Below are 21,611 nucleotides of genomic sequence, written 5' to 3'. Positions count from 1 at the left end.
GAAGTCACTCCCCCATGCAGTACGGCTTCGTCATCAACCAGGACACGTGCATCGGGTGCCACGCGTGCACCACGGCGTGCAAGGCTGAGAACGGCGTGCCGCTGGGGAACTTCCGCACCTCGGTGAAGTACGTCGAGGTGGGCAAGTACCCCGACGTGAAGCGCAACTTTCTCGTGCAGCGCTGCAACCACTGCACCGACGCGCCGTGCGTGACGATCTGCCCGGTCAACGCGCTCAAAAAGCGCCCCGACGGCATCGTGGATGTGGACCGGGACGCGTGCATCGGGTGCCGAGCGTGCATGCAGGCTTGCCCGTACGACGCGCTGTATCTCAACGAGGACAAGGGCGCGGTGGAGAAGTGCCATTTCTGCGCGCACCGCGTGGAGAGGGGGCTGGAGCCCGCGTGCGTGACCGTGTGCCCCGTCGGGGCGATCGTGCCGGGCGACTTCCACGATCCCACCTCGCGCGTGTCGCTGATGCTCAAGCAGCACGAGACCAAGACGCGCAGGCCCGAGCAGAAGACCGGCCCGAACGTGCGCTACATCGGCGCGAGCCCCGCGGCTTTGGAGCCGGGTGTCGCGGAGCGGCGGGGAGCCTTTCTGTGGAGCGAAGACCCTGCACGCAAACCCGAACTGGCGGACCGCAGCGGACAGTCGCAAGCCGAAGCGCTGCTGGCGCTCGACACCGACCACAAAGTCGAGTGGGGCTGGCCGGTCGCGCTTTACCTCTTGACGAAGGGGCTTGCCGCCGGTCTTGTGCTGATGGCGCCGTTTGCCGCACGGGGGGCGACGGATTGGCGGTACGAGGCAGGGGCGCTTCTGTTCACGCTGATCACCCTCTTTCTCTTGGTCGAGGACTTGGCGAAGCCCGGCAAATTCTACACCATGCTGACACGCCCGAACTTCAAGTCATGGCTGGTGAAAGGGGGAATGGTGCTGACCGTGTTCTCCCTCCTGATCGTGGCGACCCTTGTGGCGCAAGTCGCCTTTCCTCAGCCGACCGGCGTTGCGGTGGCCGCAGGCTCTCGCGCGGTGCACTGGACGGGGGGGCTGGTCGAAGGGCTTCGCCTCCTGAACTGGCCCGTCGCCCTCCTGGCGGCCGGCTACACCGCGTTCCTGTTCGCTCAGTGCAAGGGAAGGGATCTGTGGGAGAGCAAGCAGCTCCTGCCGCACCTGTTGGTGCAGGCGGTCTTGTGCGGGAGCGTGGTTGCTCTCGCGCTTGAGGCGAATCCTGGTTGGGTGCTCAAGACGGTCGCCGTTGTGGCCATCGTGGGTCATCTTCAATTTGTGTTTCGAGAGCTCACGGCTCCGCACCCCACGGCCAACGCGAGCCAAGCCGTGGGTTTCCTACGCAAGGTAAGGCTTGGGGTCGTTCCCGCCTTCGACGCGTCCCTTTGGTTGCTCGCCTCCGCCGTGGTCCTGGTGGTTCTCGCCCCGTTCTGGGCGTGGGTCCCTGCCCTTGTTGGCCTCTATCTCTACGAGCACGCGTTCGTACGGGCGGGCCAACTGCCGCCGCTCTCGTAGGGGGTTATCTCTTCGCCAACGCCTGAAGAGCCTTCGGCTTCAAGCGAGCACAAGCTCTAATCCGAATCTGCTTCTTCGACCTCTTGCAGGAGCGCTAGGTCGGCAAGGTCCTTTGGCCGGCCGGCCGCCTTTTTGGATGCGACGAAGTCTTGGCGACTGAGAACGAAGACATTCGAACCAAAGAGGGTGGCGGATTGGCGGCTCCTCCAAGCGGATTCGAAATCGAGCCCCTCTAAGTCGTTGAGAAGATCGACGACCTGAGGAGCGGCACCGAGAACGATCATTTGATCGCTGGGTTGGGCGAGACCTCGGATCGCCTCGCGGTCAACCTCGAGCCCGAACGCATCGAGTGCATCGGCCAGGTTTTCGAGGTTGGCACCCGATCTGCGGACCCAGAGATCGATGTCCTCGGTGTACCTCGGCCTTCCATAAAACGCGAGCAAGGTCGAGCCCACGACCAGGAACTCAACGTTGTGGTCGGCTAACGATGCGAACAGATCTTCGAAGTCGCGACTCACTGCCTGCCCACCAGATCGCGAGGAGTTTCTCGTATTCCCGAAGCCTCTCGTTAGGCGCCATCCGACGCCACGCTTCGAGGCGTTCGGCTTCAAGCTGGGACCGATCTCCCACCCGGATGGTCCAACCTCTCCGCGCCATGGTTCCATTGTACCTGGGGAGTGCTCGTGGGGCGATCGGTAGAGGCCTGCACCCCTATCAGGCCCGCAGGGAGGACTCGATCAGGGATAATCGAAGCCCCCATGGACACCACGCCCCTCGAGTCCTTTCCCCCCGAGTCCCAGTGGGACGAGTTCGTCGACTACGACCCCGACGCGTGGCCGAAGAAGGTCGAGCGGCGGTCGATGCTCGTGCCCACCATCTGCTTCAACTGCGAGGCGGCATGCGGGCTGATGGCGTTCGTGGACAAGGAGAACCTCAAGGTCCGCAAGCTCGAAGGCAACCCGTACCACCCCGGCTCGAGGGGGAAGAACTGCGCGAAAGGGCCCGCCACCATCAACCAGATCGAGGATCCGAACCGCATCCTCTATCCCATGAGGCGCGTGGGGCCGAGGGGCTCCGGCAAGTTCGAGAAGACCACGTGGCACGAGGTGTTGGACACGTTCGCGGCGCGCATCCGCAAGGCGCTGCTCGAAAACCGGCAGAAGGAGATCATGTACCACGTGGGCCGGCCGGGCGAGGACGGATACGTGAACCGCGTGCTGCAGTCGTGGGGCATCGACGGGCACAACAGCCACACGAACGTCTGCTCCGCCTCCGCGCGCGTGGGCTACGCGCTCTGGTCGGGTTCGGACCGCCCGTCGCCCGACCATGCGAACGCGAAGTTCATCCTCATGCTCTCGGCGCACCTGGAAACGGGCCACTACTTCAACCCGCACGCGCAGCGGATCATGGAAGGGAAGACCCGCGGCGCGAAGATCGCCGTGGTGGACGTGCGCCTTTCGAACACCGCCACCAAGGCGGACTATTGGCTGGCCCCATGGCCCGGCACCGAGCCCTTCCTGCTGCTGGCGATCGCGAACGTGATGCTCCAGGAGAATCTGATCGACCGCGGGTTCTTGCAGCAGAACGTGAATTGGGAGGCCACCTACGGCTTCCTCACCGGCGAACGACCTGAGGAGTCAAAAGACGAGATCGGTTCCGAAGAGTCGCCCTTGTGGAGCTCCCCCGAGGCGGCGCCCGGGCCCTCCTTCGACGCTTTCCTGGGTGCCTTGAAAGACCACTACGCACCCTACACGCCCGAAGCCGCGGCCGAAGAGTGCGGGGTGGACGCCGAGGTCGTTCGGACCGTCGCCCGCGAGATCGGCGCGGCGGGCTCGGCCTTCGCCACGCACGTGTGGCGCAACGCCGCGGCGGGCAACGAGGGCGGCTGGCAGGTCGCGCGGTGCCTTCAGCTCCTCACGGTGCTGGCGGGCGCGGTGGGCACCGAAGGCGGCACGAACCTCCACTCGGACAACAAGTACGTGCCCGCCCCCTTCAGCAAGCCCGAGCCCCAGAAGGTGTGGAGCGAGCTTCTGTATCCGAAGGAGTGGCCGCTCGCGTACCACGAACTCTCGTTTCTGCTTCCTCACTTCCTCGAGGAAGGCCGCGGCAAGCTCGACGTGTACTTCACCCGTGTGTACAACCCGGTGTGGACGAACCCCGATGGCCTGATGTGGGAGAAGATGCTGCGCGACGAGTCCAAGGTCGGCCTGCACGCGGCCCTGACCCCCGTGTGGAGCGAGACCGCGCAGTACGCGGACTACGTGCTGCCCATGGGCAACGGCGCCGAGCGGCACGACTTGATGAGCCAGGAGACACACGCCTCGAAGTGGATCGGCTTCCGCCAGCCCGTGCTCCGCGTCGCGCGCGAGCGGATGGGCGAGACGATCGCGTTCACCTACCAAGCGAACCCCGGCGAGGTATGGGAGGAGGCCGAGTTCTGGATCGAGCTGTCGTGGCGCGTCGACCCCGACGGTTCGCTGGGCATCCGCAAGCATTACGAGTCGCCCTACCGCCCCGGCGAGAAGGTGACCTTGAAGGAGTACTACTCGTGGATCTTCGAGAACTCCGTGCCGGGGCTGCCGGAAGCCGCCGCCTCCGAGGGCCTGAGCCCTTACGGGTACATGAGCAAGTACGGGGCGTTCGAGGTGAAGAAGGACGCGTACCACGACTACGGGCACGGCTTCAAGACCCCGTCGGGCAAGCTCGAGCTGTACAGCCCGACGATGAAGGAGTGGGGCTGGGAGGAGCAGGCGATGCCGGGCTACGTGCGCACCCACGTGCACCGGGGCGACCAGAAGCCGGGAGAGTTCGAATTTGTGCTGGTGCCCACGTTCCGCATCCCGACGCTCATCCACACCCGCTCGGCGAATTCGAAGTGGTTGTACGAGCTGTCGAACGCGAACCCGGTATGGTTCAACCCCTCCGACGCGGCGCGGTTGGGGGTGAAGACGGGCGATCTGGTGAAGGTGAAAACCCGCATCGGGCACTACGTGAACAAGGCGTGGGTCACGGAGGGGCTGCGCCCCGGCGTGGTGGCGTGTTCGCACCATCTGGGTCGCTGGCGGCTGTTCGACGGGAACGCCACCGACCAGCAGGCCGCGCCCAAGGTCGTGCGCGAGGAGTTGTCGGGCGGCGTCGTGCGGTTCCGCCGGACGGAAGGCATCGGTCCGTACGCCAGCTCCGACAAGGACACCGGCCGCATCTGGTGGACCGACGGCGGCGTGCACCAGAACCTCACGTTCGGCGTCCAGCCCGACCCGGTGAGCGGCCAGCACTGCTGGCATCAGCGGGTAGTGGTCGAGAAGGCGGGTCGGGACGACCGCTACGGGGACGTGGTGGTGGACACGGGCAAGTCGATGGAGGTGTACCGCGAGTGGCTGGGGAAGACGAAGCCCGCCCAGGGGCCGCTGCGGCGGCCGTTGTGGATGGACCGGGTTCTCCGGCCGGCGGAGGAGTGCTTCCGTTTGTGATGGTTTGCGGGCGTTTGAGCTACCTTGCTCATGCCCGGCCTAAGGTTTCTTGACCCGGCTCACCCAGTTCGTGTCGATCTGCCGCGCCATCAGCAACTCCGAGAGCTGGCCCACATGGCCTTGGAGATGCCTAAGGGTCAGGAGTTCGTGGTTCAGCTTGGGGAAGTTCTTGTACCAGGGCACGCCCGACTCGGGGGATTCGAGATCCAGACCGTCCACCGTCGGGTCGACCAGGGCGTCGACATGGGCGATGTAGTCGAGCATCTCCTGCCTGGTGGGTGGCTCGCACTCTTCGGGCAGGTCGAAGGGATCGCGGTCCAGGTTCCACAAGGGGGCGAACTCGTCGCGGTCGCCGACCGCCAGCCCTTTGGGCCGCTGGAACAACTCGACGCTCTGCAGCATGTAGAGGTGGGTGAAGTAGATGCCGTGGAACGCGATGCGCCAGAAGTTGCGGATGCAGAAGTGCCTGGGATCGTCCGGCTCGACGTCCTTGCGCGAAGGCGAGACCCAGAGATCCTCGGGGCACTTCTCGACGCAGTCCACGAGCATCGCGATGGCAGCGTGAACCTGCTCCTTGAGGGCGGCTTTGAGAGGCATGCCCGCCATGCTACCACTGCCGTTTCCCGCCCCTTGGGCGTCATCGGGAGAATTGCATTCCGAAATGAGAGTTCGGGTCGCTCCACGAAGGCCGTGATAGGACGGCCATCGAGGGTTGGCGACCCCGGGTGGCCTTGGCAGGAGGTTTGGAAATTGAAGATGGCGATCACGGGCCGAATCGGATTTGTCGGGCGCCTGCCCGAAGCGAAACCGTTCGGATTGTGTGGCTTTCGATGTTGCGCGCGCCGCATATCGGCAACGTAGTGCGTCATCTTAAGATCCATGCGGAACTTGGACATAACATGCGACTGCGGCGAAGGCCGGTTGATTTCAGCGACGGACAATCTGTCGTACCGGGCGTACTTCATCCCGGATCAGGAGTACGACGAGTTCTCCGGCAAGGTCGACGACGCGATTGAGAGGTCCGGACCCACACCTCAAGACAAGGACCGGGCCTGCATGGCGTGGCGCGAGTACACGATGCTGTGCGTGTGGCAGTGCTACGCCTGTGGTTCCGTGTACATCGAATCGCCAGACGGCTCGCATCACCGCTTCGTCCCGTCGTCCGGCGAGGTTCCAAAGCAACTCTTCAAACGTCGCTGATCGGCAGAACAGTTAGGCAGCAAGTGACCTGGTTCGGCGTCAGAGGGAAGCGACTCCCAACGTCTCCGCCGCCGCTTTCAGGCGGCGATCTATCGTGGCGAGGGGCGCGCCCGTGCGCATCGCAAGCTCTAGGTAGCCGGCGTCGTAGACGCTGACGTTCGCCTTGCGGGCGATCGGCAGCAGGGCAGCGCCGCGGGCCGCCGCGTCGGTCTCGATCGGCAGGGCTGCGAGAAGTTCGAGGAAGCGGGTGGACCGCGCGAGTGTGCTTCGCTTCGTTCGCTCCGCAACGACGAGTCCGTTCGCCACCTCCAGCTCCCAGATGGCAGGTACAAGCGCCGAACGGTCCTTGAGCCGATCCAGCACGCGCTCGGCGATGGGGTCCGACCCGTCACCAAGGAGCCAAGTCAGCGCGACCGAGGCGTCCAACACGAACGTCCTCACTCTCGGCCCTCTTCGATCCAAGAGCGGATCTCCTCAGCGGCGACGCCGCTCCCGGAATGCTGTGCGCGGAGAATTCTTATCGCGGCGATGGCCTCTTCCACGCCCGGTCCCCCTGCCGGCTCCCCGATGGGAACGAGTAGCGCGATCGGCGCACCGTGGCGCGTGATCGTGATATGAGCCCCGGCCTCCACCCGCTTGAGCAGGTCCGAAAGATGCGTCTTCGCCTCGAAGATCCCAACTGTGTTCATCTAACTAGTATAGAACTAGTTTGCAAATTGGATGACGGCTCTGACGGCGGCATGATCGTGGTGCTCGTGATCTGGCAGGTCGTCGCGGCGGAGTTCTCGCCCGATGGGCGACTGCTGGTGACCGGACACCACACGAACTACGTCCAGCTGTACGCGATGCCGGCGGGCAAAGTACTCGAGCGCTGGGGGGGACGAGAGGGGGGCTCGGAGTACCCCGTACGCTTCCTGTCTTTTTCGCCTGACGGCAAGCGCGTTGCCGTCGCGTTCTGGGAGGGCACTGTGGCGGTCTACCCCGTACCGCAGGCCGCCGCGTTACCAACGGGTCCGACTGGATAGGCCCACTGTTTGGGTCCAACCTTCCAGGTCGGCCAGCCTGGTGGGCTTGCGCAAGGTCAGTAGGGTCTTTCTAACGTGAACGCCATTGACGCGTGGGTGGTGCCGGCAACGGTGGCAAGGTGGCAAGGGTAGCCTTGTGGTGTGGCGATGGATCGGCGGACCTTCCTGAGCCTCTCGCTTGGAGTCGCCTTGGCTCCCGGGAGGCTGTTCGACGCTCAGGGTCCGACGGTGACGACTCGCCAGGGGGACCTGCGGGGCACGGTGGAGGACGGCCTGCGGGTGTTTCGGAAAGTCCCCTTCGCGTTGCCCCCGACGGGCAGGAACCGCTTCCGGCCTCCCCTTCCACCCCAGCCCTGGACCGGCGTTCGCGACGCTTTCCAAAAGGCGCTGCCCGCCATGCAGCCCGGCGCGAACGGATCCGAGGACTGCCTCTACCTCAACGTTTGGGCTCCCAGCGGCCCTGGGCCGTTTCCCGTGCTTATGTGGATCCACGGAGGCGGCAACGAAGGCGGAGCCGCGGGAGACAATGGTGGGCTCTTTGCCCGCGAAGGAATCGTCGTCGTGCTGGTCGCCTACCGCCTGGGCGCGTTCGGGTTCCTTGAACTTGGCGACGTTCTCGGCGAACCCTACGTCGGTACCGGTGACAACGGCATCCGGGATCTTGAAGCGGCGCTCCGGTGGATTCGCGAGAACGCCGAGGCTTTCGGAGGCGATCCATCCCAGGTGACGATTGCAGGACAATCTGCGGGCGCGAAGGATGTCGCGGCGCTGATGGCCGCAAAGAGTGCTCGGGGGCTCTTCTCAAGAGCGATCATGGAGAGCGGAAGCGGTCAAACGATCCATTCGGAGGACTCCGCTGGCGAGGTGGTGCGTGGCCTATTGGCAGCCCTCGACCTCCGGACGTCCGATGCCAATCAGCTCCTCTCGATGCCGGCCGAAGCCATCCTCGAGGGCCAAAACCGGCTGGATGCCCGCTATGCCCACAACTTCCCATTCCGGCCCCTGGTGGGAGGCGATTACCTGCCCAAACGCCCGGTCGACATGGTCGAAGGGACGGTCCCCCTTCTCATCGGGACCAACCGCGACGAGAGCATCGCGTTCCTGGCACCGGCCGATGCAGACTTACCGATACGTTCCCGAGAGGTTTCCAACCTGGATTTCTCCAAGGTGTCGGCGATGGAAGCCAGGTACCGGGAGGCGTTTCCGGGGATGTCGACCCTGGTACGGAAGGTGCGACTTCTCACCGCGGAGGAGTATTGGATTCCCAGCGTCCGATTCGCAGAAGCGCACGCATCGCGTGGGGGCCAGACGTGGATGGTGCGATTCGACCACACACCCTCCCATTCCGAGGATCCGCACGTGGGCTTTGCCGCCCACGGGGCGGAGTTGCCCTTTGTGTGGAGCCACCATCCTGGATGGACGATGCACGAGACGTGGGTTGCGTTCATCCAGGGGCGCTCGCCACAATGGCCACGGTACGACGCGCACCGGCGTGCCACGCGGATATTCGGTCAGGATGGCTCAACGTCCGTCGAGGACGATCCCGGTGGAAGGGAGCGCCACCTTTGGGACGGTGTGATGGTGTTGGAGCCAGAGGAATGCCTCCACATCGAAGACGTGGAGGCATCCATGAAGGCCCAGCGCCTTCACACCTCACACCTCACACCTCACACCCCTACGCGTCCGCGTAGAGCGTGAACTCGTACGGGTGCGGGCGGATCGCGATCGCGTCGCACTCGTTGAGCAACTTGTAGTTGATGTAGGTGTCGATCAGGTCCTTGGTGAACACGTCTCCCTTGAGCAGGTACTCGTGGTCCGCCTCCAGAGCGAGAAGGGCGTCGCGCAGGGAGCCCGGAGTCTGCTCGATCTGCGCCTTCTCCTCCGGCGGCAGCTCGTACAGGTCCTTGTCCATCGGCTTGGGCGGCTCGATGCGGTTCTGGACGCCGTCGAGGCCGGCCATCAGGATCGCGCTGAACGCCAGGTACGGGTTCGCCGAGGGGTCCGGCGCCCGGAACTCGACGCGCTTGGCTTTGGGCGATTTGCTGTACATCGGGATGCGCACGCACGCCGAGCGGTTGCGCTGCGAGTACATCAGGTTGATCGGAGCCTCGTAGCCGGGCACGAGCCGCCGGTACGAGTTCGTGGTCGGGGCGCAGAACGCGAGGAGAGAGGCCGCGTGCTTGAGGATCCCGCCGGTGAAATAGCGCGCGGTGTCCGAGAGCCCCGCATAGCCGGACTCGTCGTACATCTGCGTCTCGCCGTTCTTCCAAAGGGAGATGTGGACGTGCATGCCGCTGCCGTTGTCCCCATAGATGGGCTTGGGCATGAACGTGGCGATCAGGCCGTGCTCGGCGGCCGTATTCTTTACCACGTACTTGTACTTCTGGATGTTGTCCGCCATCTTGACCAGCGTGTCGAACCGCATGTCGATCTCGCACTGGCCCGCGCTGCCCACCTCGTGGTGGTGAACCTCGACGTGGATGCCCAGGTCGAACATCCGCATCATCATCTCGGTTCGGATGTCCTGCAGCTTGTCGCACGGCGCGACGGGGAAGTAGCCGCCCTTCTGGCGAAGCGTGTGCCCCGAACCCTCGGGGTCGCCGGAATTCCAGAACGCCTCTTCCGCATCGACCTTGAAGAACGCGCCTGAGGGGCTGGTGTCGTAGGCCATGCTGTCGAACAGGAAGAACTCGGCCTCGGGGCCCAGGTAGGCCGTGTCGCCGATGCCCGTCGAGCGGAGGTACTGCTCCGCCTTCTCGGCCACGAATCGTGGGTCTCGGGCGTACCGCTCGCGTGTGAGCGGGTCTTCGATGTGGCAGATCACCACGGCGGTGGTGAACTCCGCGAACGGGTCGATGAAGAGCGTCGTCGGATCCGGCACAAGCAGCATGTCGCTCTCGTTGATGCTCTTGAACCCGCGGATGCTCGAGCCGTCGAATCCCAGCCCGTCCTCAAAGAGGTCCTCGCTGAAATCCACGGCAGGGATGGTGAAGTGGTGCCACATCCCGAACAAGTCGGTGAACCGGATGTCGATGATCTGCGCTTCGTTCTCTTTGACAAAGGCAACGGCTTCCTTAGCGTTCATTCTCTCTCCTCGGTACTCGCGCTGGCGCGCCCCTATGAAAGATACGGACCGAGCTGCCCGTTCGAATCTCTCTTCCCAAACAAAAAAGCGCCGCGCGGGCTTTCTTTTTCCGCGTGCGCCGTGGGGACCTCGTTGACCGCCCAGCGTCTAGTACCTGGTGCACTAGCATACCTCTCGGAGGTTGTGGTTTGTGGTTGGTGGTTTGTGGGGGAGAGGGACTCACGAAGGCTCTAGACCGGGGGGCCGCCGCTTTCGTACACGGCGTCGGAGATCGCTTCCCAATCGTGGGCGGGGGAAGCGGGGACCGTGACCGAATCTCCGGTCGCCATCTGGTACGCCGCGGCCGCGTGCACGTTGGCCCAACTTGCGAACGCCTCGTAGAGCGGCTGTTCCATGCCCCCGTTTTGAGCCGCGCGCAGCCGGGCGGACTGCTCGGCGTAGGCAAGTAGCACGAGGTCGGATTGGGCTCCCAGGACGACCTGGTCGTCCTGGGGAAGTCCGATCGCCTTCCCCGCGAGTTCGGAGACAAAGGAGTCTCCGACGCTTCTCGCCGCCACGCCTTGCTCCCGCGCCTTGCGCACGATCCGAGAGGCGATGAACAAGCGGTTGATCTCGTTCGTGCCCTCGTAGATGCGGCTGACGCGCGCGTCCCGGTAGTGGCGGGCGATGGGAAACTCCTCAGTGAAGCCGTAGCCGCCGTAGCACTGGAGCGCCTCGTCGACGATGAACGCCTCCGCCTCGGTGGCAAACACCTTGCACGCGCTGCACTCGATCGCGTACTCCTCGGCGGCGCGGCGGTTGCCTTCCACGGAACCTCCGTGCGCTGCAAAGGCGCCGTCGATCAAGGAGCCCGTGCGGTAGATCATCGACTCGGCCGCATAGAAGCGCGCGGCCATCTCGGCGAACTTGCGGCGGATCAGCCCGAACTCCGAGATCGATTGGCCGAACTGCTTCCGCTCGCGGGCGTAGGCCGCGGCAAGCCGAATGGCATCGCGGGCCGGTCCCAGGGACATCGCGGACAGTTTGAACCGGCCGATGTTGAGGGCGTTGAACGCGACGTGGTGCCCCAACCCTTCCTCGTGGAGGAGGTTCCCGGCTGGAATGCGCGCGTCTTCAAGCACCACGCGCGCCGTGGAGGAGCCCTTGAGGCCCATCTTGTGCTCTTCGCGCGATACCGAAAGCCCCGGAGTGTCCCGCTCGACGAGGAAGGCGGAGAAGCGTTCGCCGTCCGCCTTCGCCATGACGAGGAAGAAGTCGGCCCACTTCGCGTTGGAGATCCACATCTTGGTGCCGTTGAGCACGTATTGGCCGCCCTCGCGGTCGGCGCGCGTGGAGGCGGCCAGGGCATCGCTGCCCGAGCCGGTTTCGGAGAGGCAGTACGCCCCGATCCACTCGCCCGAGGTCAGCCGTGGAAGGAACCGTGCCTTCTGCTCGTCGGTGCCGAACAGCACCAAGCCGATTTGGGCGATACCGCTGGTAACGCCCAGCGTGACGCTGAACGAAGCGTTGAGGCTGAGCATCTCGATGATCCGAGCCGCGACGGCCTTGCTGAGGCCGAGGCCGCCGTGAGCCTCCGGCGCGTCCACGCCGCAGAACCCGAGTTCGCCGGCCTTGCGGATGAGGCTGGGCATGAGGCCGTCCTGCTGCTTGTCGAGCGCTTCGGCGAGCGGGAGGATCTCTTTGCGGCTGAACTGTTCCGCCGTCTCGATCATCAGTCGCTCGTCGGCGGAGAAGTCGGCAACGGTGAAGATCTTCCGAGGGGTCGAAGAAAAGAAGGCGCCTCCCTCGGGTCGGGTCGCAGCGCCGTTGCTGGGTGGGGTCTCCATGAAGAGGTTTGATTATACGTTCCCGTCGAGTTGCGGCGGGTAAAACCCCACCGGTGAAGACCTTTGCAGCCGCCCTCGTCATGATCCTGGCCCACCCAGGTTGGGCCGCGGGGGCAAAGCCCGACCGATCGGCCGAGCCGTTGCTCCTCGAGGTGCTGCACGACCTGCGAACCGTCCGCGCCTGGCACGTCCGCATCTACCGCGAGACCCGCGAATCCAACGAGGGCGTCTTTCTGGCCGATCGCGTCACGGAAGTCTGGCTGGACGGATCGGGATCCTTGCGGATCGAGATGGTGGACTTTTGGGGCGATGGCGGCCTGTGGCTCCGCGACAAGAACCGGAGCATCGTGGACCGGCTGGGCTCGTTGCAGGAGGCGGACGTCTTGAAGAGCAAGGGAAGTTGGCACGAGCCCGACGTGCTCAAGTTGTTCGCGGGAGACAGCGCCTCCCCGTTCTTCGACCTGATCGCCGGCAAGGAGGGGGATACGTCTCTCGTCGCCAAGGACGGGGACATCGTGGAGCTTCCCGGAGGCGGCGAGACCCGGACGCTTCGGCTGAAGTCCCCCAACCGGGACGCGTTGGAGATCCAGGTGCGGCGGGGACCCGAAGGCTGGCGCGTGACCGGATTGGCCTTCGGGGACGCTGCGGCGGAACGAAGGTCGCGGGAGACTCTTCAGTTGCTGGCGCCGGGGCCGCGCTCTCGATTCGACACCTCGCCGTGGAAGGATCTGCCCTTCAGAGGAACGATTCGACCCTGATCTCGACCCGAGGCAGGTACCATCCGCGAACCAGGGCCTGTAGCTCAGAGGTTAGAGCGTGCGGCTCATAACCGCTTGGTCGTGGGTTCGATTCCCACCAGGCCCACCCCTGGCCCCTTTGCGCCCCTTGCGCCCCCTGCGTTCCTTGCGTGAAACTCCGAGCCGCCACCGTGGCCTTGAAGCGATCCCTAGCGCGTGACGCGCCAGCGGCTGATAGGCAGCCAGATGAACTCCGAACGCCCGATGATGTCCTCGCGAGGCACGAGCCCCCAGAAGCGGCCGTCGTACGAGCCGTAGCGGTTGTCGCCCATCATCAGATAGAAGCCCTTTGGAATCGGCGCCGGCGGAAGGTCGCGGAGGGTCTTCATGAGCCGGGGGTCGTCCACGATGTACTCGGGAGGCAGTTGGACCCCGAAACCGGAGTTCACGAACTCGCCCGTGATCGACAGCGGCCAGTACTTGCCCTGGTACTCCACCAGCTTGTAATCGATCTTGGTTTGCTCTCGCCGCTCTTCATCGGAGAGCCGGCGGTACGAGTCCCCGGACTCCCTGAGGAAGGACACATAGGGTTCGTTTACGGCCTTGCCGTTCCGGTAGAGCACGTCGTCCTTCACTTCGACCACGTCGCCCGGCGCCCCGACGCACCGCTTGATGAAGTCTTGCTCGACGTGGGGGTCCCTCAGGGCGCGCGTGGGCGGTTTGAAGACGACGATGTCGCCCGGTTTGGGATCGGAATAGCGGTAGATCGCCTTGTTCGCCACGATGAAGTCGTTGATCTGGAGCGTTTCCAGCATCGAACCCGAAGGGATGCGGAACGCCTGCACTCCGAAGGGGCGGATGACGAGGAAGACAAAGATCAGCGCGTAGATGATCGCGTCGAACGCCTCGTTGCCGAACTTGGCGATCGCAAAGGGGCCGCTGCGCATGTGGGGAGGAACTCGGCGGATGTACAGGTGCAGGAGGATGCGCGCGACCGTCGCGGCCAACGCGAAGATGACGATCTCACTGATGGGAGTCCGCGCGAGTTTGTCGATCGTGTCGGCAAACCCTCCGGGCGCTTCGGCTTGGGCCCAAAGGTGAAGCACGACTTATCGACGCTCTTTGATGCGCGCGGCCTTGCCGACCTTGTCGCGAAGGTAGTACAGCTTGGCGCGGCGCACGCGGCCCCGGCGAAGAATCTCGAATTTGGCCACGTTCGGGGAGTGGACGGGGAACGTCCGCTCGACGCCGACGCTGTTGCTGACCTTGCGAAGCGTGATCGTCTTGGCGATCCCGCCGTGCTTGACGGCGATGCAGGTGCCCTCGAAGATCTGGATCCGCTCCTTGCCGCCCTCACGCACTTTGACGTGGGCGCGCACGGTGTCGCCGGGTTTGAAAACCGGCAAATCGTCCTTCATGCAGTCCTGAACAACACTTTCGAGAATGGCAGCTTTCGACATCGCTTCTGTCCCTGGTGGCGAACACCCAAACGGGCCTGTCGCGCACGAACCTAAGATGATAGCAGATCAAGATCCGCTTTCTCCAGCGTTGCGCGGCAGAAAAGATCGGGGCGCACGTCCCGCGTCAGCCGAAGGGCCCACTGCCGCTTCCATCGCGCGACGGCCCGATGGTCGCCCGAGAGGAGCACGCCCGGCACCTCGAGGTCCCTCCAGACCTCCGGCCGAGTGAACTGGGGGGCGCTCAGCAGGCCGTCCGCATGAGAATCGATCGCCAGGCTCTCTTCCGAACCCAGGACGCCCGGAACCAGCCTCACGATCGCGTCGGCCATGACGAGGGCGGGGAGTTCGCCCCCCGTGAGGACGAAGTCCCCGAGGCTGAACGCATGGGTCGCGTAGCTCGTTCGGACGCGTTCGTCGATGCCCTCGTAGTGTCCGCACACGAACATGACCCGCGGAAGTTTCGAGAGTTCAAGCGCATGTCTTTGTTCGAAGCGCGTGCCCGTCGGCTCGGTGAAGACGACCGCGGCTCCCTCGACGCCCAGAGACTCGATGGCCTGCGCCACCGGCTCCGGCTTGAGGAGCATCCCAGGGCCGCCGGCAAAGGGCTTGTCGTCCACGGTCCGGTGCTTGTCGTGGGTGAACGCGCGCGGATCGGCCGTTTCGAAGGAGACCCTTCCCGCGTCGGACGCCCGTCGAAGCATGCTGTGGCCCACGGCCTGGAGCACCATGTCCGGAAAGAGGGTGACGAACTGCACGCGAAGCATGGAGTGACGGTACCCGTCCTCGAAAATGACCCCCGCGCACGAGCTGGGAAAGCTCTCCCGAACCCCTCCCACACAGGTAGAATCGACCACGGAGAGAATCCGTGAACGTACCTTCCGAACTCAAGTACACCAAGACCCATGAATGGGTTCGCCTCGAAGGCGACATCGCCACGATCGGCATCACCGACTTTGCCCAATCCGAACTCGGAGACATCGTCTTCGTGGATGTGCCAACGCCCGGCCGGGTGCTCGGCAAAGGGGACTCGCTGGGATCGGTGGAGAGCGTCAAGACCGTGTCGGACGCCTACGCTCCGCTGTCCGGCGAAGTCGTCGAGGTCAATCCCGCCCTTGGCGCCCAGTCCGAGCTTCTCAACAGCGATCCGTACGGCGACGGTTGGATCGTCAAGTTGCGCGTGAGCGACTCCTCGCAAGCCGAATCCCTGCTCGACGCCGAGGCCTACAAGCAGGAAATCGGAGGCTGATTCCGTGCCCTACATTCCGCACACCGAAGCCGACCGCGAGGAGATGCTGGCGACGATCGGCGTCGGCTCGATCGAAGATCTCTTCGCCGACATCCCTCAGGAACTGAGGATCAAGGGGCCGCTCGACGTGCCGCCGTCGTTGGACGAGCATCGTCTGCTCGGGCGCCTATTCGAACTCTCCCGACGGAACAAGAACTCGGTCAGCGACCTGGCGTGCTTTCTGGGCGCCGGCATCTACGACCGGTACATCCCCGCGAGCGTCGGCGCGCTGATCTCCCGCGGCGAGTTCCTCACGGCCTACACGCCGTACCAGCCGGAGCTATCGCAGGGCTACCTCCAGACGATCTACGAGTTCCAGACGATGATCGCCGACCTTTACGGCATGGACGTGGCCAACGCGTCGATGTACGACGGGTCGACCGCGGCGGCCGAAGCGGCGTTGCTCGCCTGCGCCTCGACGGGCAGGAGCAAGGTCGCGGTGGGCAAGTCCGTGCACCCGCACTACCGCCAAGTGCTCCACACCTACTGTTGGTCGATGGACCTCGAGGTCGTCGAACTGCCGGCGACGGACGGTTTCACGAAGGAGTACAGCCAGCTCGACCAAGAGATCGCGTGCGTGTTGGTGCAGTCTCCGAACTTCTTCGGCGGCATCGAGGACCTGGCGGCGGCGCGCGCGGCGGCCGATGGAGTCGGCGCGTTGCTCGTCGTGATCGCGGATCCGACCTCTTGCGCGCTCTTGAAACCCCCCGGAGAGTACGGGGCGGACATCGTGGTGGGCGAGGGGCAGCCGCTCGGCATTGCGATGGGTTTCGGGGGCCCCGCACTTGGACTTTTCGCTTGCCGCCAGGAGCACGTGAGGCGACTCCCGGGCCGAATTGTGGGACGCACCGAGGACCACGACGGCAACTCCGGCTACGTGATGACGCTCCGCACGAGGGAGCAGGACATCCGGCGGGAGAAGGCCACGTCCAACATCTGCACCAACCAGGCCCTCATGGCCTTGAGCGCGACGATCTACATGAGCGCGCTCGGCAAGAACGGCATGGTCCAGGTCGCCGAGAGCACCGTGCGCAACACGCAGTACGCCATCTCCAGACTCACCGACTCGGGAGCCAGCCTTCGGTTCCCCGGCAAGGTGTTCGGCGAGTTCACGCTTCGCCTTCCCAAGGACCCCGTGGAAGTGCAGCAGCGATTGCTGGACCAGGGCATCCTGGCCGGCCTTCCACTGGGGCAGCACTACCCCGAACTGGCCGACTGTCTCTTGGTCGCCGTCACGGAAACGCGAACGCGTGCCCAGATCGACGACTACGCCGCCAAACTCGCAACCGCCCTTTCGTAAGCCCATGCCTACCCGAACCGTTCCCACCCCCACCCTGATCTTCGAGAAATCGCGTCCCGGCCGCATCGGATGCAACGTGCCGAAAGCCGACACGCCCGAGGTCGATCTAAGATCGACGGTCGGCGAGTTGAGGCGCGAGCTGAATCTGCCCGAGATTGGGGAGCTGGACCTGATTCGCCACTTCACCAACCTCAGCCAGATCAACTACGGCATCGAGACCGGCTTCTATCCGCTGGGCTCGTGCACGATGAAGTACAACCCGAAGATCAACGAGCGCACCGCCGGGCTCGCCGGGTTCACCCACGTCCACCCGCTCCAGCCCGCGGATACGGCCAAGGGGTTCCTCGCCGTCATCGCCGAAGTGGAGGAGATTCTCAGCGAGCTGACGGGATTCCACGCCATCACGATGCAACCGGTCGCGGGCGCGCATGGCGAGCTGACGTGCCTGATGCTGATCAAGGCCTACCACGAGTCCCGCGGCGAAGGGAAGCAGCGGCGCGTGGTGCTGGTGCCCGACTCGGCCCACGGCACCAACCCCGCCTCGGCCGCTCGCTGCGGGTACGAGGTGCGGCACGTGGACACCGCGGAGAACGGGGATATGGACCTCGACTCCCTGGCCGCGCAGCTCGATGGAACCGTCGCCGCGTTCATGGTGACCAACCCCTCCACGCTCGGTCTCTTCGAGCCCAACATCGCCAAAGTGTGCGAGATGGTGCACGCGGCGGGAGGCCAGGTCTTTTGCGACGGTGCGAACTTCAACGCCATGGTCGGGATCACGCGTCCCGGCGATCAGGGCTTCGATTGCATGCACCTCAACCTGCACAAGACCTTCACGACGCCCCACGGCGGCGGCGGTCCGGGTTGTGGCGCCATCGGCGTGAAGAGCCACTTGGAACCGTTCCTTCCCGCGCCGGTGCTGCGGTTCGCCGAAGGGAAGGGAAGCGCGCGCGAAGTCGTCGTAGACGAAGACCGCCCGCTCTCCATCGGCCGCGTCTCCACGTTCTGGGGCAATTCGCTGATGGCGGTCCGCGCCCTCACCTACCTGTTGGCCATGGGGCGCGAGTATCTTCCCGACATCGCCCGGTACGCCGTGCTCAACGCGAACTACGTTCAGGCGCGTTTGAAAGAGGTCTTGCCGCCCGCCAACGATCGCCACTGCATGCACGAGTGCGTGCTGACCGCGTCGCGCTACAAGAAGGAGAACGGAGTTCGGGCGCTCGATATCAGCAAGCGGCTGATCGACTACGGGTTCCATCCGCCCACGAACTACTTCCCGCTCATTGTGCCGGAGTGCTTGATGATCGAGCCGACCGAGACGGAGTGCAAGGAGACGTTGGACGCGTTCTGCGACGCGCTGATCGCGATCTGCGGGGAAGCGCAGGACAACCCAGACCTCCTTCATGACGCACCGACAACGCAGATCGTGGGCCGACTCGACGAAACGAAGGCCGTGAAGGACCTCGACGTCCGTTGGCGCCCCCAGCGCGAGCCCGTCGCCAGAGTCTAAGGGTCGTTGTTGGTTCTTGGTCCGTGGTCCCTCGAGGGACCATAATCGTCCATGGCATCGCGAGCGAAACCGGCCAAGAAGCGGGCGACGCCCTCGAAGACGCCTGCCCGTGCGCCGTCGCGTTCCGGTCTGATCGCCGCGTGGCTCTCGGTCCTGGTTGCCGGCGCGTTGTCCGCGGTCTATGCCCTCGAACCCGAGGGGCTTTACGCGTTGACGGTCTGGCCGGCTTGGGTTTGGCTTCCGCTCGCTCTGGTCACCACGCTCTGGGCGTTCCGAAGGTCTCGGCTTCACGGGTTCATCCCGTTGGTCGTCTGGCTCGCTTTCGCGATTGTGTTCGTGGACGAGGCGAAACCTCTTCTTCGGTCCGTTCTGCCTTCGCCCGAGACGCCCGCGAACGCGATCTCGGTGGCGTCCCTCAACTGCGAGGCGGGGAGTGGGGCGGCTCTGGTCGAGGCCATCAGCCAGCCGGACACGTTGGTGCTGCTGCAGGAATCGCCCTACCCGGCGCTGGTGCGGCAGCTTGCCGAGACGGTTTGGGGCAAAGAGGGATGGGGCGTGGTCACCGGCCTCGACGCCTCGATCTTTGCCCAGGGGAAGCTCGAGGCGCTGGAGCTTCCCGCGAAGACGAGCAACTTCGTGGCGGCGAAGTGGACCCGTCCCAAGGACCCCTCTCCCGTCTACGTGGTCAGTCTCCGTCTGAGCCCGCCCGTGTTGCGGTTCGACTACTGGAATCCGGAGTGCTGGGCCGCATACGCGCGCGACAAGCGTTCGCGGACCAAAGAGTTGGCGGAGATCGTGTCCTATCTGAGGCGATTGCCCCCAGACGCTCCGCTGATCGTGGGCGGGGACTTCAACTCCCCCCCGGACCGCACGATCGAGGCCCTGCTTCGCGCGGGCTTCGTGGACACCTTCGAGGAAGCGGGCAGGGGATGGGGCGCGACCGGCACGAACGACACGCCGGTCGTTCGCGTGGACCAGATTTGGGTGCGGCGCGGGATGGGGGTGGTTGCGGCGGGCTCGCACAAGTCCCACAGCTCGGACCATCGCATGGCGACCGCGACGGTGACGGTGAAGTGATCGAGGTCGTCGAGGATGGTCCTCTCGATGGGCGCACGAACATGGATCGGGACCGAGCGCTCTTTGAACGGGCGGAAGGTGTCGGGGCGCCGGGTTGCCGCGTCTACCGGTGGGACGGGCCGTGGGTGAGCCTCGGCCGATTTCAGCGGCCGGAGCGAGACTTGCTGGACCCGAAAGCCACTCCTTGGGTGATGCGGCCGACGGGTGGGAAGGCCGTGTTGCACGGCCACGACCTCACGGTGGGCCTGGCGGCCCCGCTGGCGCTGGCTGGGGCCGGTCCGCGCGAGCTGAAGGTCGCCTACCGCTGGGTGGCGGCCCCGATCATTGCTGCCCTCCGCGCCTGCGGCGTCGCCGCGGCTTTGGGAGAGCGGACCCGGTTCGCGGGGAAGGGTGGTGCCACGGCGGACTGTTTCACGCACGTCTCGCCCAACGACATCGTCGACGAGCGAACCGGCGTGAAGGTGTGCGGCTGCGCCCTGCTGCTCGGCAAGCGCGCGCTGCTCCTCCAAGCCAGCATCCCATGCGGCCCCGCCCTGGTCGATCCCACCACCGTGATCCGTCAGGCGATGCTGCAGCCGACCAACGTGTGGGACTGGGAATCGTTCCACGACCAACTGGGGTTGGTTCTTAGTCCTTGGCCCTTGGTCCTTGGGGGAGCGCCCAAGGACCAAGGACCAAAAACGAAGGACTAATTCGGGCTAGGCGTGATCGTGAACCCTTGCGACGAGAGCTCTTGGCCGATGTGGCGCAGCTTCTTCATCGCGCGAAGTTCGATCTGGCGAACCCGCTCGCGCGTCACGTTGAGCTCGGTGCCGACCTCTTCGAGCGTTCGGGCGCGCCCGTCGTCCAATCCGAAGCGGAGGCGCACGACGTCGCGCTCCCGGGACGTGAGCCTTCCCAGGATGCCGTCGATCTCTTCGCGCCGAATCAGGGTGACGGTCACGTCGCCCGGGTTCGGCATGTTCGTCGAGTGCACGAAGTCGCCGATGGACGAGTTGTCCTTCTCTCCCACGGGAGTCTCGAGCGAAATCGGTTCCACGGCCACGCGCATCATCTCGCGAACGCGGTCCACGGAGAGACCCACCTCGCGGGAGATCTCCTCCTCGGTGGCTTCGCGCTGAAGCTCCTGCTGGAGGCGGCTCGCGGTCTTGACGACCTTGTTGATCAGTTCGGCGACGTAGACGGGAATGCGGATGGTCCGGCCCTGGTTGATGATCGCGCGCGCGATGGCGCGTCGAATCCACCACGTCGCGTACGTCGAAAAGCGGAAACCCTTGCTCCAGTCGAACTTCTCAACCGCCCGAATCAGGCCCAGGTTGCCCTCCTGGATGAGGTCCGCGAGAGGGATGCCGCGCGCGTTGTACTTCTTCGCGATCGACACGACCAGCCGCAGGTTGGACTCGATCAGGTGCTTCTTCGCCTCTTCGCCCTCGCTGTACAGGTAGTTCAGCAGCGGCTGGGTGATCTCCTCGGGGTGCCCGAACTTGGCCATCTCGCCTCGGCGAAGCAGCTTGATCAGCTCGGGGTGCTTGCCCTTGAGGGCGAACTCCGTCGCCTGGACGAGCATGGCGAGGTGCACTTCCTGCTCGGGGGTCAGAAGGGAGGCGCGGCGCGTCTGCCGCATCCACATCTCGAGCTCTTCCGAGTCGTCGGATGTGGGACGTTCTTCCTCTTCCTCGTCCTCCTCGGATTCTAGAAGCTCCTCTTCAGCGGGCTCCTGCTCCTCGGCGGCTGGGTTCGGGGCGCCATCCATGAAGGCGTGTCGGCCAGGTGCCCTGACCGTAATCGCCCGCCCTCTACGCGGTTGCGTAGCCAATCCGTTTTCTCCTGCCATTCTCTAAATCGTCCTCCAATACCGCGCAGGCATCCCGCCTCGTTGCGGTCCTCGGAAGAGCCTTGATCGCCGTCGATTCGGGCCAATCCCATGACTGAAGCGTGATTCTTGGGGTAGCGTAGGACTGGACCAAGTGGTTGCTAAACCTGTTTAGACTAACACCCGAACCTATTCCTGTCAAGCGAGACCCCACATGGTGCCTCCGGCATCCCGGCAACTCACGTCTTCACGGCATGTTGTGTGCCAACACTCTGTTCAGACGCATTTACGCAGGCAACCGTT

Annotated in this window: 21 protein-coding genes and 1 tRNA gene; 12 read left to right on the top strand and 10 right to left on the bottom strand. The window is 64.8% G+C overall.

Features of this window, described 5'->3' with window-relative positions:
• Nucleotides 1-14 precede the first annotated feature (14 nt).
• Entirely contained in the window at nt 15-1,523 is a 1,509-nt protein-coding gene (gene nrfD / locus M9921_01265; GenBank protein MCO5295464.1) for a polysulfide reductase NrfD, read from the top strand.
• Nucleotides 1,524-1,579: 56 nt separating this feature from the next.
• Here the strand turns inward: nrfD and M9921_01260 are convergent, their stop codons facing one another.
• Nucleotides 1,580-2,041, bottom strand: a complete 462-nt coding sequence (locus M9921_01260) for a nucleotidyltransferase (protein ID MCO5295463.1) — start codon at nt 2,039-2,041, stop codon at nt 1,580-1,582.
• 240 nt (nt 2,042-2,281) lie between these two features.
• On the opposite strand from M9921_01260, the gene M9921_01255 reads away from it, so the two are divergent.
• A complete protein-coding gene (locus tag M9921_01255; protein ID MCO5295462.1) occupies nt 2,282-4,993 on the top strand; it encodes a molybdopterin-dependent oxidoreductase in 2,712 nt (903 codons plus the stop codon).
• 39 nt (nt 4,994-5,032) lie between these two features.
• Here the strand turns inward: M9921_01255 and M9921_01250 are convergent, their stop codons facing one another.
• Complete coding sequence (locus tag M9921_01250) at nt 5,033-5,590, bottom strand: hypothetical protein (GenBank protein MCO5295461.1); 558 nt, start codon at nt 5,588-5,590, stop codon at nt 5,033-5,035.
• A 282-nt stretch (nt 5,591-5,872) separates the two neighbouring features.
• Between M9921_01250 and M9921_01245 the strand changes: the two genes are divergently transcribed.
• Nucleotides 5,873-6,193 carry a hypothetical protein gene (locus M9921_01245; GenBank protein MCO5295460.1) on the top strand — a complete coding sequence of 107 codons (321 nt, stop codon included), beginning with the start codon at nt 5,873-5,875 and terminating at the stop codon, nt 6,191-6,193.
• Nucleotides 6,194-6,232: 39 nt separating this feature from the next.
• On the opposite strand, the gene M9921_01240 is transcribed toward M9921_01245, so the two are convergent.
• The gene (locus M9921_01240) at nt 6,233-6,634 is read right to left on the bottom strand and encodes a type II toxin-antitoxin system VapC family toxin (protein MCO5295459.1); all 402 of its coding nucleotides are present in this window, start codon (nt 6,632-6,634) and stop codon (nt 6,233-6,235) included.
• The gene (locus M9921_01235; GenBank protein MCO5295458.1) at nt 6,631-6,882 is read right to left on the bottom strand and encodes a type II toxin-antitoxin system prevent-host-death family antitoxin; all 252 of its coding nucleotides are present in this window, start codon (nt 6,880-6,882) and stop codon (nt 6,631-6,633) included. Before M9921_01235 ends, M9921_01240 begins: the two co-directional genes overlap by 4 nt.
• A gap of 27 nt (nt 6,883-6,909) precedes the next feature.
• Here M9921_01235 and M9921_01230 point away from each other — a divergent pair, with 27 nt between their 5' ends.
• Both M9921_01230 and M9921_01225 read left to right on the top strand, forming a co-directional pair.
• Complete coding sequence (locus tag M9921_01230; protein ID MCO5295457.1) at nt 6,910-7,218, top strand: hypothetical protein; 309 nt, start codon at nt 6,910-6,912, stop codon at nt 7,216-7,218.
• A gap of 147 nt (nt 7,219-7,365) precedes the next feature.
• A complete protein-coding gene (locus tag M9921_01225) occupies nt 7,366-8,916 on the top strand; it encodes a carboxylesterase family protein (GenBank protein MCO5295456.1) in 1,551 nt (516 codons plus the stop codon).
• Here M9921_01225 and glnA read toward each other — a convergent pair.
• Nucleotides 8,894-10,303, bottom strand: coding sequence for a type I glutamate--ammonia ligase (gene glnA / locus M9921_01220; GenBank protein MCO5295455.1), 1,410 nt, complete (start codon nt 10,301-10,303; stop codon nt 8,894-8,896). The genes M9921_01225 and glnA overlap by 23 nt on opposite strands.
• 230 nt (nt 10,304-10,533) lie before the next feature.
• Entirely contained in the window at nt 10,534-12,129 is a 1,596-nt protein-coding gene (locus M9921_01215; protein ID MCO5295454.1) for an acyl-CoA dehydrogenase family protein, read from the bottom strand.
• Nucleotides 12,130-12,182: 53 nt separating this feature from the next.
• Between M9921_01215 and M9921_01210 the strand changes: the two genes are divergently transcribed.
• Together M9921_01210 and M9921_01205 are read left to right on the top strand one after the other, a co-directional pair.
• Nucleotides 12,183-12,887, top strand: a complete 705-nt coding sequence (locus M9921_01210; GenBank protein ID MCO5295453.1) for a hypothetical protein — start codon at nt 12,183-12,185, stop codon at nt 12,885-12,887.
• A 33-nt stretch (nt 12,888-12,920) separates the two neighbouring features.
• A tRNA-Ile gene (locus M9921_01205) sits at nt 12,921-12,993 on the top strand.
• Nucleotides 12,994-13,075: 82 nt separating this feature from the next.
• On the opposite strand, the gene lepB is transcribed toward M9921_01205, so the two are convergent.
• Genes lepB through trmD form a run of 3 tightly spaced genes read right to left on the bottom strand, consistent with a single transcriptional unit; the run spans nt 13,076 to nt 15,090 of the window.
• Entirely contained in the window at nt 13,076-13,972 is an 897-nt protein-coding gene (gene lepB, locus M9921_01200; protein ID MCO5295452.1) for a signal peptidase I, read from the bottom strand.
• A 3-nt stretch (nt 13,973-13,975) separates the two neighbouring features.
• Nucleotides 13,976-14,326: a 50S ribosomal protein L19 gene (gene rplS / locus M9921_01195; protein MCO5295451.1), complete on the bottom strand. Its 351-nt coding sequence runs from the start codon at nt 14,324-14,326 to the stop codon at nt 13,976-13,978.
• A gap of 50 nt (nt 14,327-14,376) precedes the next feature.
• Nucleotides 14,377-15,090: a tRNA (guanosine(37)-N1)-methyltransferase TrmD gene (trmD, locus tag M9921_01190; GenBank protein ID MCO5295450.1), complete on the bottom strand. Its 714-nt coding sequence runs from the start codon at nt 15,088-15,090 to the stop codon at nt 14,377-14,379.
• A 101-nt stretch (nt 15,091-15,191) separates the two neighbouring features.
• Between trmD and gcvH the strand changes: the two genes are divergently transcribed.
• Genes gcvH through M9921_01165 form a run of 5 tightly spaced genes read left to right on the top strand, consistent with a single transcriptional unit; the run spans nt 15,192 to nt 20,187 of the window.
• Complete coding sequence (gene gcvH, locus M9921_01185) at nt 15,192-15,572, top strand: glycine cleavage system protein GcvH (GenBank protein MCO5295449.1); 381 nt, start codon at nt 15,192-15,194, stop codon at nt 15,570-15,572.
• A gap of 4 nt (nt 15,573-15,576) precedes the next feature.
• On the top strand, nt 15,577-16,911 hold the full coding sequence (gcvPA, locus tag M9921_01180) for an aminomethyl-transferring glycine dehydrogenase subunit GcvPA (GenBank protein ID MCO5295448.1): 1,335 nt from the start codon (nt 15,577-15,579) through the stop codon (nt 16,909-16,911).
• Nucleotides 16,912-16,915: 4 nt separating this feature from the next.
• Nucleotides 16,916-18,418 (top strand): aminomethyl-transferring glycine dehydrogenase subunit GcvPB, encoded by a 1,503-nt coding sequence (gcvPB, locus tag M9921_01175; GenBank protein ID MCO5295447.1) that lies wholly within the window; start codon nt 16,916-16,918, stop codon nt 18,416-18,418.
• 51 nt (nt 18,419-18,469) lie between these two features.
• On the top strand, nt 18,470-19,495 hold the full coding sequence (locus M9921_01170) for an endonuclease/exonuclease/phosphatase family protein (GenBank protein MCO5295446.1): 1,026 nt from the start codon (nt 18,470-18,472) through the stop codon (nt 19,493-19,495).
• Complete coding sequence (locus tag M9921_01165; GenBank protein MCO5295445.1) at nt 19,492-20,187, top strand: hypothetical protein; 696 nt, start codon at nt 19,492-19,494, stop codon at nt 20,185-20,187. The genes M9921_01170 and M9921_01165 overlap by 4 nt, the downstream gene beginning before the upstream one ends.
• Here the strand turns inward: M9921_01165 and M9921_01160 are convergent.
• The gene (locus M9921_01160; protein ID MCO5295444.1) at nt 20,184-21,248 is read right to left on the bottom strand and encodes a sigma-70 family RNA polymerase sigma factor; all 1,065 of its coding nucleotides are present in this window, start codon (nt 21,246-21,248) and stop codon (nt 20,184-20,186) included. The two genes, M9921_01165 and M9921_01160, sit on opposite strands and share 4 nt — an antisense overlap.
• Nucleotides 21,249-21,611 lie beyond the last annotated feature (363 nt).

The sequence above is a fragment of the Fimbriimonadaceae bacterium genome (assembly GCA_023957775.1).
GTDB lineage: Bacteria > Armatimonadota > Fimbriimonadia > Fimbriimonadales > Fimbriimonadaceae > JAMLGR01.
The sequence above is the reverse complement of the archived record's forward strand: the minus strand, read 5'-3'. Positions and strand labels throughout refer to the sequence as shown.